The sequence below is a fragment of the Pseudomonas putida genome (assembly GCF_002906855.1).
In the GTDB taxonomy this organism is placed as follows: domain Bacteria; phylum Pseudomonadota; class Gammaproteobacteria; order Pseudomonadales; family Pseudomonadaceae; genus Aquipseudomonas; species Aquipseudomonas putida_N.
In genome coordinates this window covers 22,712-36,238 of the sequence record NZ_MINI01000044.1, presented here as the reverse complement: position 1 = coordinate 36,238, position 13,527 = coordinate 22,712, and the positions used below count along the sequence as shown (strand labels likewise).

17 protein-coding genes are annotated in these 13,527 nt (G+C 60.1%); 6 read left to right on the top strand and 11 right to left on the bottom strand.

The features are described from left to right. Positions 1-36: 36 nt before the first annotated feature. Positions 37-303, bottom strand: a complete 267-nt coding sequence (locus BGP85_RS29840; RefSeq protein WP_445482630.1) for a recombinase family protein — start codon at positions 301-303, stop codon at positions 37-39. 50 nt (positions 304-353) lie between these two features. Here BGP85_RS29840 and BGP85_RS22395 point away from each other — a divergent pair, with 50 nt between their 5' ends. Further along, positions 354-1,373, top strand: a complete 1,020-nt coding sequence (locus BGP85_RS22395; RefSeq protein ID WP_219827766.1) for a DUF4158 domain-containing protein — start codon at positions 354-356, stop codon at positions 1,371-1,373. Positions 1,374-1,392: 19 nt separating this feature from the next. Here the strand turns inward: BGP85_RS22395 and BGP85_RS22390 are convergent, their stop codons facing one another. The 3 genes from BGP85_RS22390 to istA (BGP85_RS22380) all read right to left on the bottom strand — a co-directional run bounded on the left by BGP85_RS22390 (position 1,393) and on the right by istA (BGP85_RS22380) (position 4,598). Further along, on the bottom strand, positions 1,393-2,145 hold the full coding sequence (locus tag BGP85_RS22390; RefSeq protein ID WP_103466595.1) for an IS6 family transposase: 753 nt from the start codon (positions 2,143-2,145) through the stop codon (positions 1,393-1,395). Between the two features lie 173 nt (positions 2,146-2,318). Continuing rightward, positions 2,319-3,056: an IS21-like element helper ATPase IstB gene (gene istB / locus BGP85_RS22385; RefSeq protein WP_103466593.1), complete on the bottom strand. Its 738-nt coding sequence runs from the start codon at positions 3,054-3,056 to the stop codon at positions 2,319-2,321. 12 nt (positions 3,057-3,068) lie between these two features. Further along, on the bottom strand, positions 3,069-4,598 hold the full coding sequence (gene istA, locus BGP85_RS22380; RefSeq protein ID WP_103466597.1) for an IS21 family transposase: 1,530 nt from the start codon (positions 4,596-4,598) through the stop codon (positions 3,069-3,071). A 176-nt stretch (positions 4,599-4,774) separates the two neighbouring features. On the opposite strand from istA (BGP85_RS22380), the gene scpB reads away from it, so the two are divergent. Next, positions 4,775-5,089 (top strand): SMC-Scp complex subunit ScpB, encoded by a 315-nt coding sequence (scpB, locus tag BGP85_RS22375; RefSeq protein ID WP_219827765.1) that lies wholly within the window; start codon positions 4,775-4,777, stop codon positions 5,087-5,089. Between the two features lie 57 nt (positions 5,090-5,146). Here scpB and BGP85_RS22370 read toward each other — a convergent pair whose 3' ends face one another. From BGP85_RS22370 to istA (BGP85_RS22350), 5 genes are all read right to left on the bottom strand, one after another. Further along, positions 5,147-5,725 carry a PIN domain-containing protein gene (locus tag BGP85_RS22370; RefSeq protein ID WP_103466589.1) on the bottom strand — a complete coding sequence of 193 codons (579 nt, stop codon included), beginning with the start codon at positions 5,723-5,725 and terminating at the stop codon, positions 5,147-5,149. Next, positions 5,715-6,161, bottom strand: a complete 447-nt coding sequence (locus tag BGP85_RS22365; RefSeq protein WP_103466587.1) for an excisionase — start codon at positions 6,159-6,161, stop codon at positions 5,715-5,717. Before BGP85_RS22365 ends, BGP85_RS22370 begins: the two co-directional genes overlap by 11 nt. 157 nt (positions 6,162-6,318) lie before the next feature. After that, positions 6,319-7,020, bottom strand: coding sequence for an IS6 family transposase (locus BGP85_RS22360; RefSeq protein WP_103466585.1), 702 nt, complete (start codon positions 7,018-7,020; stop codon positions 6,319-6,321). A gap of 582 nt (positions 7,021-7,602) precedes the next feature. After that, positions 7,603-8,397, bottom strand: coding sequence for an IS21-like element helper ATPase IstB (istB, locus tag BGP85_RS22355; protein ID WP_103466583.1), 795 nt, complete (start codon positions 8,395-8,397; stop codon positions 7,603-7,605). After that, entirely contained in the window at positions 8,387-9,919 is a 1,533-nt protein-coding gene (gene istA / locus BGP85_RS22350; protein WP_103466581.1) for an IS21 family transposase, read from the bottom strand. The genes istB (BGP85_RS22355) and istA (BGP85_RS22350) overlap by 11 nt, the downstream gene beginning before the upstream one ends. A 49-nt stretch (positions 9,920-9,968) precedes the next feature. Between istA (BGP85_RS22350) and BGP85_RS22345 the strand changes: the two genes are divergently transcribed. From BGP85_RS22345 to BGP85_RS22330, 4 genes are read left to right on the top strand one after another with little or no spacing between them, the layout of a single operon-like run. Then, on the top strand, positions 9,969-10,163 hold the full coding sequence (locus tag BGP85_RS22345) for an OST-HTH/LOTUS domain-containing protein (RefSeq protein ID WP_103466579.1): 195 nt from the start codon (positions 9,969-9,971) through the stop codon (positions 10,161-10,163). A 14-nt stretch (positions 10,164-10,177) separates the two neighbouring features. Beyond that, the gene (locus BGP85_RS22340; protein WP_103466577.1) at positions 10,178-10,483 is read left to right on the top strand and encodes a mobilization protein; all 306 of its coding nucleotides are present in this window, start codon (positions 10,178-10,180) and stop codon (positions 10,481-10,483) included. Further along, positions 10,480-12,144, top strand: a complete 1,665-nt coding sequence (locus BGP85_RS22335) for a type IV secretory system conjugative DNA transfer family protein (protein ID WP_103466575.1) — start codon at positions 10,480-10,482, stop codon at positions 12,142-12,144. The genes BGP85_RS22340 and BGP85_RS22335 overlap by 4 nt, the downstream gene beginning before the upstream one ends. Positions 12,145-12,155: 11 nt before the next feature. Beyond that, the gene (locus BGP85_RS22330; RefSeq protein WP_103466573.1) at positions 12,156-12,545 is read left to right on the top strand and encodes a hypothetical protein; all 390 of its coding nucleotides are present in this window, start codon (positions 12,156-12,158) and stop codon (positions 12,543-12,545) included. Positions 12,546-12,840: 295 nt separating this feature from the next. On the opposite strand, the gene BGP85_RS22325 is transcribed toward BGP85_RS22330, so the two are convergent. Further along, positions 12,841-13,152 (bottom strand): type II toxin-antitoxin system RelE/ParE family toxin, encoded by a 312-nt coding sequence (locus BGP85_RS22325; RefSeq protein WP_103466571.1) that lies wholly within the window; start codon positions 13,150-13,152, stop codon positions 12,841-12,843. Between the two features lie 3 nt (positions 13,153-13,155). Beyond that, positions 13,156-13,434 (bottom strand): type II toxin-antitoxin system ParD family antitoxin, encoded by a 279-nt coding sequence (locus BGP85_RS22320; protein ID WP_103466569.1) that lies wholly within the window; start codon positions 13,432-13,434, stop codon positions 13,156-13,158. Positions 13,435-13,527: the final 93 nt, after the last annotated feature.

Genomic DNA, 13,527 nt, shown 5'->3' with positions numbered 1-13,527 from the left:
CTCGGTCTGAACCGCCTACCGTATATCTGTGCCCCTTTAATGTTCAGGGGCGAATCCGGGCCGGTCAGTCTTCACGCCGGATGCCTTATCCTCGAACAGCCTTTCACAACCTGCTTTGCGCAAAGCGTCGAGTTGCAGGGCGGTGTCCTGGTCCCCGGTGGAGACCCTTGCATAGCCGATAGAGCTCATGAGACGTGGTTGTCCGTTTTCTCGTTGAACTCGGACAGTGTCCGATTTGCCGTTCAAGAACAAGGTTTGCGGACAAAAACTGTGGATGTCGCGAAACGGTCGTTTGTCGGACATGTGTTTTCCAGTTCGCTGCGGTTTCCGCAACGAAACTGGAAGCCGAGACAATGGCCAGAAGAGCATTGCTGAGCGAGATATGGTGGCAACAGGCGACAACCATCCCGCAGGACGAAAGAGAGATCGCCAAACATTACACGCTGGACCGGCCGGATCTCGACCTGATCATGCGGCAGAACAAGGCCTCGAACAGGTTGGGCCTTGCCTGTGTCATAGCCTTGCTGCGATATCCCGGCCGGCCGCTTGCGGATGGCGAGGTCTTGCCGTTTGGCGTTTTGCGGTTTCTGGCAGGGCAGATTGGCGTCGATCACCGCGAGATCGATCCTTATTTCGAGCGCCCACAGACCCGGCGTGAGCATCTCGCCCTGCTTTTCGACAGGATGAAGATGCGTCCTTTTGTGCCCGCGGACGTGAAAGCGCTTACCGGCTGGCTGACGCCTGCCGCGCAAACGCTGCGCCAGGCCGATGCTCTAGCGGATATGGTGGTGGAGGAATTGCGGCGCCGGCGAATTCTTCTTCCGGCGCGCGCGGCGCTCGAAGCCATCCTTCATTTGGCAATCCGGCGCGGGATTCGCATAGCCCATCGGGCGCTGGCGAGCGGCTTGTCGGAGGCTCACAAGCTCGATTTGGACAAACTTCTCGACGCGCGTGACGGGACAAGCGTCACCGTCCTCGCTTGGGCCAGGACACCGGCATTGTCGCCAGCCGCCGTCAACCTCGACAGGATAGCCGAGCGCATTCGCTTTCTTCGGTCCCTGAACCTACCGGCGACGTTGATGGAGCGCATTCCGGCCAAGGTCTTTGATGAATTGGCCGCAGAGGGGATGCGAATGAGCGCGCAGCATCTACGCGATCTCAACCCCGAACGCCGGCATGCCGTGTTGGCCGCGACGGTACTGCACCTTTCCCGCCATCTGACCGACGGCGCCATCGACATGTTTAAGAAACTCATGGGCGTCCTGACGCGACGGGCCGACAATCAGGCAACCGCCCGCATCACTCGTTCCGTGCGGGAGGTTCAGAAACAGCTGAGGGGGGCGTGTCGCAAAGCCGGCGATAGGACGCGTTGAGCCGATAATCACCCAGCTTTTACGCTTTGTTAACCTTTTGAAGTCCGAAGAGGCGCCCGAGCAGATCATTCTGATCGTTGACGGTCCACTCGCCGGAAAAGCCGAAGCCTTTCCGCAGCCACAACATCGCTTCGAATCCGGCGATCGTCCGGCGCGCCGTTTTGAAGGACTGGAAGCCGCCGATCTTGGGCATGTTCTTCTTCACTCGGAAGTGATCGCTCTCGATGCCTTGTTGGAGATGTTTGGTGACATAATGTACCGGGCCTGGATGCAGGAGCCCGTCCTCGACAGCTGTCTTGATCGTTGAAGGAAACGTGTTGGCGCCATCGGTGCCGATCTTATCCGGCGATAGTAGCGGCTCATCCTTGAGCATCTTACGGAAGAAGCGCTTGGCGGCGTCGAGATCGCGCTTAGCGGTGAGCAAGAAGTCGATCGGGTTTCCGTGCTTGTCGATGGCGCGGTACAGGTATCGCCACTTGCCCCGGATCTTAACGTAGGTCTCGTCAATCCTGACTGAGCCACAATGCGGTCGGCGAAACTGGCGAAGCCGCTTCTCGATGACAGGTGCATAGGCAAGGACCCACCGATTGATGGTGCTGTGGTCGACCTCAAAGCCGCGCTCGCGGAACATCTCCTCGAGATCTCTGTAGCTGAGCGGATACCGTAGATACCATGTCACTGCCTGCACGATCAGCCATGCCTCGAAATGCCGCCCTTTGAAATCGTCCTTCGACTGGCGCTTCAGCTTTTCGGCAATGGCATTCAGAATCATGGCTACGCTCCGCTACATCGGGAGCGGAAATTCCACCGTCGTGGTCAACAGCTAGTTAACCAAAAGAATTTGCGACACGCCCTGATTGCGCCCCCGGATTCCGGGATGATCTCGCCCCCTGTTTCATCGGGGTCTGCAGGCAGTAATTGTTGTCAGTTCGTTCGAGTAATGTGTCAAGCTTTGCGCGGCAGATTTCGTCGTAGGCTTTCCCCGCTGAGTTCGATGCGGTGGGCATTGTGGACGAGGCGATCCAGGATGGCGTCGGCGTAGGTGGGGTCACCGATGACACCGTGCCAGGCGGATACGGGGAGCTGGCTGGTAATGATCGTCGATCGGCGGCCGTAGCGGTCCTCAAGGATTTCCAAAAGATCGTGACGGGCCTGTTCGTTGAGCGGCTCAAGACCCCAGTCGTCCAGGATCAGGACCTGAACATGGCCCAGGGTGCATTGCAGCCTGGCGTATCTGCCGTCACCGCGGGCGAGCGCGAGCTGTGCAAAGAGCCGAGGGACACGCTGATAGAGAACGGAACGGTCGTCGCGGCAAGCCTTATGGCCAAGGGCACATGCCAACCAGCTCTTCCCGACGCCTGAGGGGCCGCATATGGCCAGATTGTCGTGAGCACCGATCCAGTCGCCCCCGAGCAGCTTCATGAAGAGCGCACGGTCGAGGCCGCGTTCGGCGCGATAATCGACATCTTCCGGGGTCGCCTGATGACGAAGCTTGGCGAACCTGAGACGCGCCGCAAGTTTGCGGTCGTAACGGGAACTCCATTCCCGCTCGAGCAGCAATCCGAGCCATTCGGCATGCGAGAGATGTTCGGCCTCGCCGTTGGCGACGAGTTCGCCGAAGGCTTTGGCCATGCCGGCCAGGCCCATGGCGTTCAGTCGATCAAGTGTTGGATGAGCAAGCATTCTTCGTTCTCCTTAGTGGTAATAGCGAGGTCCGCGGATGTTCTCGTGGTGGATCGGTTCGTGCGATGCGGCTCCATTCGAACTCGCCGTCCGGTCGAGGTGGTTGTCGAGGATGGATCGCACCGAACCATAGGTCCGGGCCCCGATCTCCAGCGCTCGGGCGCAGGCGGCATTGACCCTGTCGCGGCCGAAGCTCCTGCCGAGGCGGACAATCCCGAGGCAGGCGCGAAAGCCCTGCTCGGGATGCGGCCGGTCGGCAAGGATGCGCTCGCACAAGAGGTCGACATCCGGCCCCATGGCGGAGGCTTCGCGTCGAATGCGTTCGATCGTCCAGTCGGCAAAACGACGATGCGCCGAGGGCATATGATCGGGGATGGTCGTGTGCTTGCCGTTGCCACTCGAGCGGCGGTGCGCGGCGATCCGCTCGCCCTTATGGAATATCTCGATCGTATTGGCGGTGATACGCGCCTCAACCTGCTCGCGGGCAAAGCGATAGGGAACCGAGTAATAATGCCGTTCGATCTCGACGTGGTAATCCAGCCCGGCACGCCGGATACGCCATTCGGCGAAGACATAGCGCTCGACAGGCAAGGGCCGCAGAGCCGGACGATCGAGTTCCTCGAACAATTGACGCCGCGTGCAATTGACCCGACGCAAGACCCTGATGTCGTTGAGGTCACGGAGCAATTCCATGATCGCCGCATTGACCTCGGCGAGACTGTAAAAGACGCGATGGCGCAGCCGTCCCAACAGCCAGCGCTCGACGATACGAACCGCGGCCTCCACTTTCGCCTTGTCGCGCGGCCGCCGCGGCCGTGTCGGAAGAACGGCGCTCCTATAGTGCGCCGCCATGGCGCAATAGGTCCTGTTGACCTGAGGATCGAAGTGGCACGCCTTGATGATCGCCACCTTGGCATTGTCGGGCACAAGAAGCGCTGGCGAACCGCCGAAGAACTCCAGCGCCTGAACATGGCATTCGATCCAGTCCGGAAGCGTCTCGGTCCAGCGCGCCTGCGCGAACGAAAGGCTGGACGCTCCCAGGACCGCCACGAACAGGTGTGCCTGCCGCGTCTTGCCCGACAGCCGGTCGACGACGACCGTCACCGTGTCGCCGGCATAATCGACGAACAGCTTGTCGCCGCTCGCATGCTCCTGCCGCATCGTCACAGGCAGCTTCATCGCCCAGCCGCGGTAAAGGTCACAATACCGGCTGTAGCGATAGCCATCCGGATAACGGCCGATATACTCGTCCCAGAGAATTTGCAGCGTCACATGCTTGCGTTTGAGCTCGCGATGCACCTCAGCCCAGTCCGGCTCGGGGGCCCGGCGATGACCCGTCTTCGTCCCGGCCGCCTTGTAGAGCGCCGCTTCCAAAACGTCATCGCTCATGTCGTCGTCCAACGGCCACGAAAGCCCTGCAGCCGTCGCCCGCCGCAGCGTCTCGCGCACCGTCGACGGCGCTGCCCCGACCCGAACCGCAATTGATTTATGGCCCAGTCCTTGCTCGGCCCGATATCTCAGTATCTCGCGGACACGCCGCATCTCCAGTCTCTCCGCAGGCATCCCGTTCCTTCCCCATCACCATCGACGGAAGGAACTTCACACCGGCAGAACACCCACGCCACACCCCCTCCGAAGGGGGCAGCATCATCTCGGAACAAGGGGGCGACTAATTCTCGGAACTGGGGGGCGAGATCATTTCGGAATCAGGGGGCGGATTGCCTCGGAATTTGCAGGCGATCGCGTATTTCCAGCCGATCACCCGCAGCGACCTGTCGAAAATCTTCGGGAAGGAAGTCAGCCGCGACACGATCGCCAGCCTGCGCAACGCCAATTTCCTCGCCTCTGGCCCGCGCAGTCCGACGCCGGGCGCGCCCTATACCTATGTCACGACGAAGAACTTCCTCTCCGCCTTCGGCCTGCAGACGCTGCGCGACCTGCCCGACATCGAGGCGCTGGAGGATGCGGGGCTGCTCAGTCGCAAGGGCGTGCAGGAGGAAGCCTTGGTGGCAGTCGAGGGCGAGGAAGAATAGATTATGATTAGGTGCGCGAAGAGTCTTCGTGTCATGCGCTTTTATGGCCGCATCGGTTCAGGCCAGCGCGTCGATATTATGGCGAAGCAGCGCCGGAAACGCCTTCAGGCCACTTTGTTGAAGTCCGTCGATGAAGGCTTCGACGGACGGCATTGTCTTGCGGAGATTGTGCCGGGCTCGTTTGATGCTGGATATCAGCGCCTCGGGAAACGCCTCATGCAGGCCGATGAGGAAATCATCCGGAGACTGGCTGGCTACACCGTAAGAAGCAAGGTCTCTCGCCGGAAAGTCCCTGAGATTCCAAGTGACGATAAGGGAGGCTTTCCCAGCGATGGCGGCTGCCAGAACGTGCCGGTCGTCAGGGTCGGGTAGGTGGAGGTCCTGGATCAAGCTGTGATAGTCGGAGACGTCCGCATCTGGCAAGACGGCCTTCATCCTGTTTCGCGTGGCTATCAGGCGTTCGACGGGCAATGCCTGCGTGTTGGCTGCAAGATTGCGAATCCACTCGTGATGAATGTCGTCCGTCCAGCGTGCCTCCACGAGACCGTCGAAGGCGCACTGGATCAGGACGTTGCGTAGATAGAAGGGATAGAGGACGCAGGCATCATAGACCGCGACGGGCGGTTTAGAGGCCATGGGTCTGAATGAGGTCCTCTGTGTCGTCGGCAAGCGCATCCATCGCGGCCTGGCGGGTGTCGAGCCTGGATTTCAGCGCGAGTACGTCCTTCAAAAGGGCGCGGCGATGCTTGCCCACGTAACGGAACGGCAGATCGCCCCGGTCCATCCGCAGGACGACGAGGGGACGGGAGATGCCCAGGATCGCGGATGCCTCGGTTGGGCTCAGTTCCTGGTCCTCGGCCAGGACAGCAACACGCTCTCCGCGCAGCATGTGCGCTAGGAGGGCTTCAACCGCGGCAGCAGCCGAGGGCGGAATCGAGAGCTTTTGTTCGCGGCCGCCCTCATGATGGACGTGAAGCTCCAGCCTGTCGCCTGCAGCGAGCTTCGGTAGGGGCGAGGCTATTCTGCGGTCCCGATCCGACAATCCGGCGAAATGAATGAGCTGGCTGGCCATGGTGCGGTCTCCTTGGCCGCAATATAGTGGGTCAGGCGATTAACTGCAATAACTGAAATCCACGAATGATGCTATGCCGTGGCGATCTTGTCGTCACAGCCGCATCGTAAAGTTAACTTCAGCGAAGCAAAAGCGTGACGCCCGCCACGTGCACTGCTCATGCGCGAGCGATCTTCGCCCATAGGTTCATCGCCGCTGTGCGCAGTTCGCGATGATGGCTGGAGGGAATGTCGTGGCGCGGGATGTGGAAGAGGTTGGCAATCGGATCATGGATGGAAACGAAGAGTTGCAGATGTCGCTTTGACTTGAAGCGCTTCATGATCCGCTCTCGCCGTCGGATCGGCTGGTGGGAATTCTCCGCCCGATTGTTCAGGCCTTTATGGGAGCGGTGCTCGACACCGGGCATGATTTCCTGCTTTGCGGCGCCACAGGAGCGAAGCTTGTCGGTGATCATCACGCGCGGCGATCGTCCCTGGCCTTTCAAAAGCTTGCGCATCAGGCGCTTGGCCGCCTTGGCGTCGCGGCGGCTTTGCACCAGAACCTCCAAGACAAAACCGTCCTGATCCACGGCGCGCCATAGCCAATGCTTCTTGCCCCGGATCGAAATAACGACCTCATCGAGATGCCATTTATCGCCGAGTCGGCCGCGCGAACGTTGACGGATTTGGTTGGCGAAAGTTCGTCCGAATTTCTCTGCCCACAGCCGGATCGTTTGATGCGAGACAATGATGCCACGAGCGGCCAGCATGTCTTCGACCATCCGCAGGCTCAGGGGAAAACGGAAATAGAGCCACACCGCGTGGGCAATGATTTCAGCGGGAAAGCGGTGACGACGGTAGAGCGGATCACGGTCTGTCATGCCTCTTCATCGCCTATCAAGCCCAAAGTTCCGTTAACTTTACGATGCCGGTTCGGTTGTTCGAGATGGTAACGGCGTGGGTCGCGAGTGGGTCTGACGAACATTGGCTGCCGTTCTTCAGGCCGGCCGATGAGGTCGCGGTGATTGTCGACGCTTATGTCGAGGAAATTACAGCGCAGAGCTAGGCCTTGGGCGACAAAGTGCGATCTGCTTACCATGTCTGCCGAGCGCTGTGCGAATACTGGAATGCGTGCAGTTCGACGATATCCGGGTGCGGGGGCAGTGACGGCAGGAAAGCTGCAAAAGAGGGTTTCTCAAAGAACCTAAGCCGCCTGGATGCACTCATTCCTATCGACATCTCGCATCGTTAACTGAATAGCGCAGCCCTCTCATCGTCCACACATGTCGACACCCGTCATGAGTGGCGATGAGCCTGCCGAGATCTAAGCGTAGTATTCGTTAGGCGCGGGCCTGAAAACGGAGGCGAGTTGAATTCGAAGACGCTTTGACTGTTGGTTTTCACGCGGAACTGAGCCGGTTTTTTCACCGAGAAGTGAGCCACCTTTGAGTATGGTTTTCAGATCATGGTTTGGTCAAGGGATTGGCATTTTCTCCTCTCTTGATTTGTGTTGCAGCCGCGCTGGCCTTGAAGCGGAAACTGTCGTTTCCAGTTTCCAGGATATGGCATCGGTGGGTCAGGCGATCGAGCAGCGCAGTCGTCATTTTGGCATCCCCGAAGACGGTCGCCCATTCGCTGAAGCTGAGGTTGGTGGTGATGATGACGCTTGTGCGCTCATAGAGCTTGCTTAGCAGGTGGAAGAGCAGCGCTCCTCCTGAAGCACTGAAGGGAAGGTATCCGAGTTCATCAAGGATCAGGAGATCGAGGCGAACCAGTGTCTCAGCGATCTGCCCTGCCTTTCCTCTGGCCTTTTCCTGCTCGAGCGCATTGACCAACTCAATAGTCGAGAAGAAGCGGACCTTTCGACGGTAATGTTCGATCGCCTGGACGCCAAGGGCGGTCGCGACGTGTGATTTACCCGTGCCCGGCCCGCCGACAAGTACGATGTTCTGCGCTCCGTCCATGAACTCGCATCGGTGCAGTTGTCGCACGGTTGCCTCGTTGATCTCGCTGGCTGCGAAGTCGAAGCCGGAAAGATCCTTGTAGGCGGGAAAGCGCGCGGCTTTCATGTGATAGGCGATGGAGCGAACCTCACGCTCGGCCATTTCGGCTTTCAGCAACTGGGACAGGATCGGCACGGCCGCGTCGAAGGCGGGAGCGCCTTGCTCGATCAGGTCCGTGACCGCTTGGGCCATGCCGTGCATCTTCAGACTTCGCAGCATGATGACAACGGCAGCACTTGCGGGATCATGACGCATGGCGACCTCCCGCGATACGGACACGCAGCCCATCATAGCGCTCGACATTCGCCTCGGGCTCGCGCACCAGGGCCAATGCTGGCGGCGTATCGATGTTCGGTCCGTCGGTCGTCTTGCCGTCGATCAGCATGTGAAGAAGATTCAGCACATGGGTTTTGGTTGCCACGCCTTGATCCAGAGCCAATTCAACGGCCCTGACGACGACCTGTTCGTCGTGATGAAGCACGAGCGCGAGGATATCGACCATCTCGCGGTCGCCGCCGGAGCGGCGAAGCATCTGGTCTTGCAAGCGCCGAAAGGCCAGTGGCAATTCCAGGAAGGGGGCTCCATTACGCAAGGCACCGGGCTTGCGCTGGATAACTGTAAGGTAATGACGCCAGTTGTAAATCGTCCTCGTTGGTTTGTCGTGGCTGCGTTCTATGATCCGCGCGTGTTCGCACAGGATATTGCCCTCAGCTGCAACGACCAGTCGCTCGGGATAAATCCGCAGGCTGACTGGCCGGTTCGCAAAAGATGCCGGTACACTGTAACGGTTCCGTTCAAAGGTGATCAGGCATGTCGGCGACACGCGCTTGCATTGCTCGACGAAGCCATCAAAAGCGGTGGGCAATGCCATCAATACTGCCCGTTCATCAGCCCAGACATCGGCGATCGTACCGGGCAAATTGCCATGCGGGGTCTCCCGCCACAGGTCCTGGCAACGCTGTTCCAGCCAGGCATTCAACGTTGCCAGATCCGGGAATTCCGGCATCTGTTGCCACAGCCGCGGACGAGAATCCTGAACATTCTTCTCGACCTGTCCCTTCTCCCAGCCGGCGGCGGGATTGCAGAACTCGGGCGCAAAGACGTAGTGGTTCGTCATCGCCAGGAAGCGGATATTCACCTGCCGCTCCTTGCCGCGACCGACGCGATCGACCGCCGTCTTCATGTTGTCGTAAATGCCGCGACCAGGCACGCCGCCGAACACCCGGAAGCCGTGCCAATGGGCATCGAAAAGCATCTCGTGTGTCTGGAGCAGATACGCCCGCACAAGAAACGCCCGGCTGTGCGATAACTTCAAGTGCGCCACCTGCAACTTCACGCGTTCCCCGCCGATCACGGCATAGTCCTCACTCCAATCGAATTGGAATGCTTCGCCTGGCCGGAAAGACAGCGGAACGAATATACCGCGACCCGTCGTTTGCTGCTCTCGTTGCCGATCCGCCCGCCACGCACGAGCAAATGCCGCAACCCGGCCATAGGAACCCGTGAAGCCGAGAACAACCAGATCGGCATGAAGTTGCTTCAGCGTTCGCCGCTGCTTGCGTGATTTGCCCGCCTCGGTTCTCAGCCAACTCGACAGCTTATCGGCAAAGGGATCCAGTTTGCTTGGTCGCTCTGGAACTGTAAATGTCGGCTCAATCGTTCCCGCGTTCAGATATTTGGTGATCGTGTTGCGTGAAAGACCGGTACGCCGGCTGATCTCGCGTATCGATTTCCTCTCGCGCAGTGCCATACGGCGGATGATGTTTAATAGTCCCATGTGGATCACTCCGTTGCTCCCATCGCTCATAGCGGGGGAGTAGGTTCACATGGCTCAATTCTCGATGGAAATTAGGCCCCCAACCGGCTCAGTTCCGCGTGAAAACCAACACAACTATGGCTTTCCCCGTCTCTCCGATCTGGTCGAGGCGTCGGGCATTGTCGAGGTCGAGCGCATTGGCGAGAACCCTAAAATCATCATGGTTCGCCTCAAGGGTGAATCAACCGCCCGCCCCGCGAAATAGGAGGGAAACGACATATGGCTCGCAAGACGATCGAACAACGGCTGGCCGAGCTGGACGCGCAGCGCGCCAGCCTCAAGGCCCGGCTCGGGAAACAGGAACGGGCGAACGATACCCGCCGCAAGGTGCTGCTCGGCGCGCTCGTCCTGCACCGGCTCGAAAACTCGAACGATCCAGATTTTACACGGCGGCTAGGCGACTGGCTACGCAAAGAGCTGCCCGACTTTTTGACGCGCGACGGCGACAAGGCTTTGTTTGCCGATCTGCTCGCCAACACGCCCAGGGGAGAAGCGGCGGGGAACGCTGGGGAAGCTGCTTCATGAGTCAGACGACGCTTGCATGGGCCGCGTTCAAGAACATGCTGCGTGAGGCCGCGCAGAATCCCCGATGGGCCTTCATCTCCCTGCTCGCCGCCCCCTTCCGTCTCGCCAAACCGCTGTTTCAGGGTTTCCTCGTCCTGCTCCTTATCCTGTTCGTGGTCGGCCTCGGCGGGCAGGCACTCTTGCGGGAATACGGCTTCGGCCCCGGCTCGATGCCCCTCATCGGCTGGTATCTCGTGACGCTGCTCATCATGCTGGCCGTCGCCTTCTACTTCCTCACACAACCCCTGATCTTCCACTTTGGCAATCTGGAGAACGACACCCACGGATCAGCCCGCTTCGCCACAAACAAGGAAACCGCCGCCCTCACCCGCACCGATAACGGGCTGCTGATCGGCCGCGATCCCAAGACAAAAAAGCTGCTGCGCTATGCCGGTCCGGCCCACCTGTTGACCATGGCACCGACCAGGACCGGCAAAGGCGTCGGCACCATCATTCCAAACCTGCTTACCGCCGACCGCTCCGTGATCTGCATCGACCCCAAGGGCGAGAATGCCAGGATCGCCGGCCGCGCCCGTGCAACCTTCGGCCCGGTCTATATCCTCGACCCCTTCGGCGTCACCGGCAAACCCTCAGCCGCCTTCAACCCGCTGGAAGGGCTCGACCCCGTCGGCCTCGACGTAGCCGAAGATGCAAGCACCCTGGCCGACGCCCTCGTGTTCGATGAACCGGGCACGGCCGGCGAGGCGCATTGGAACGAGGAGGCCAAGGCGCTCATTGCCGGCCTGATCCTCAAGATCATCGCCGCCGAGCCGACCAGCCGATGTCACCTCGGCACGCTGCGTGAATATCTGACGCTCGCCCCGGAAGCCTTCGTCGCACTCCTGAAGGACATGCAAGCGTCAACCGCCGCCAACGGCCTGGTCGCCCGCGCAGCAAACCGCCACCTCGGCAAGTCTGACCGGGAAGCAGCCGGCGTTCTCTCGGCCGCACAGCGCCATACCCATTTTCTGGATTCACCCCGAATGCACAGGGTCATGGATGAAAGCTATTTCGCCTTCGCGGACCTGAAGAAGCGCACCGGGACGGTGTTCCTCGTCCTGCCGCCCGATCGTCTCTCGACCTATTCCCGATGGCTGCGCCTGCTCGTCGCGCAAAGCCTCACCGACATGGCCCGCGATCCGGCCAAGCCCGCCGCCCCGGTCCTCTATCTGCTCGATGAGTTCGCCGCCCTCGGCTATCTGGCCCCGGTCGAGCGCGCAATGGGCCTCATGGCCGGATATGGCGTCCAGCTCTGGCCCATCCTGCAGGACGTTCACCAGCTCCGCGCCACATACGGACAGCGCGCCGGAACCTTCCTGTCAAACGCCGGCGTCCTGCAGGTCTTCGGCGTCAATGATCATGACAGCGCCCGCCTCGTCTCCGATCTGCTCGGACAGGAAACCGTCGTGTTCCAGACCATGAGCCGCGCCCTCGATGCAGAGGAAAGCGGCATCACCTACGGCGAGCAACATATAGCCCGCGCGCTGCTGACCCCGGATGAGGTCCGCAACCTGCCGCAGAACCTCGAATTGCTGTTCCTCGCCGGGCAACGGCCGATCGTCGCCGGCAAGCTCGCCTATTATGCCGATGCCGAGTTCCGGGGGCTGTTCGACCAGGCATGAAGGATGAAACCATGACCGACCCTGATATATCCGAATGGCCCGATCCCGCCGACAAAGCCCATGCCGTCGAACAAGCCAACCGGCTCCGCAACCAGGTCGCAAAAGGCGGTTTGCGGTTTGAAGCCTATCTGCCGCCGTCTCTGGCCCTGTGGCTGCTCGACCTGATTGAACAGGGCAAGTTCCTTGATCCGTCCGAAGCCGTGTTCGTGATCCTGGGCGAGCATAAGGAGCTGGAACCCCATGCCGATCTGCGCCGCGAACTGCTCAAGCGCAGCATCAAGGCGGCGGCCGATGATCCCCGGCCGGCCCTTCCTTTTGAAGAAGGAATGGCGGAGATACGCGAAATGCTGAAACAACCGCGTCCTGAACCGGCCAGATGGGAAAAGCGGTCCCGGCGCTGACGCACCGGGGCTTTGTCACGAGCGGCCCTCCGGCTCTCTACAGCGCGACATGGGGGCGCGTTCGCCTCCGGGGCGGCGCGGCGCGCGCCGCGAAACCATGACAGAAACCAACATCGCCACACCCGCAACGGTAGCCCCCCGCCGGCCCGTAGGGAACGCGCTCCCCCATTGCGCCGTAGTGACCGAAGGGACGGCCGGGGGCGGGTTTGAGGCAATGAGCGTTTGAGTATATACTCAAATACACAATTGAGTGACTGACGGACCCATGCGCAATCGGGATTCTAGGCGAGGTGAACTATTGCTCACTATCCCGCAAATCTGCCTCATAGTCCTGACCGCCGTAATAGACGCCAAGAATATTCACGGTGTCGCTTGTCACCTCAAACGCGATCGTCACGCGCCGTCGGTATCCTACAGTTCGCAGACCTGGCCTTATATCGTCGTGGCGCGTTCCTCGATGCGGGAAGGTCGAGAAGCCGAGACAATGTTTCACGATGGCGGTAGTATATCGCTCGCCAACCTCCGGCGCGGCCTTCTCGCCAATATCACTATGCAGCTTCACAAGCTGCGCTTCCGCCCTCGGCGAGAAGATGACGCGATGCGACATGCCTTAGCGGACTTTCAATTGGCGCTCGGTTTCGGCCTTCAAAGTGGCCAATACCTGTTCCGGGGTGCGGCCTATCGACGGGTCTGCCTTCAGCTCGTCATAGGCGGTCGCAACTTCCGTGCGAAGCCAAGTTTCAAGGGCCTTGTCGCGCGCCTGTAGGGCACGCAACCCGTCGCGTATAACCTCGCTCTCGCTGGCATACTCCCCCGACGAAACCTTAGTCTTGACCATCTGCGCCATTTCGTTCGGTAACGTGACGCTGAACTGTTGCGTGCTGCGCATGGGAATCTCCCTGACTTGATCGCGCTTAGTAGGATTAAACACTATCACAAATAGGCACGATCGGGAATGCCTTATCCTACACACACCTCAATC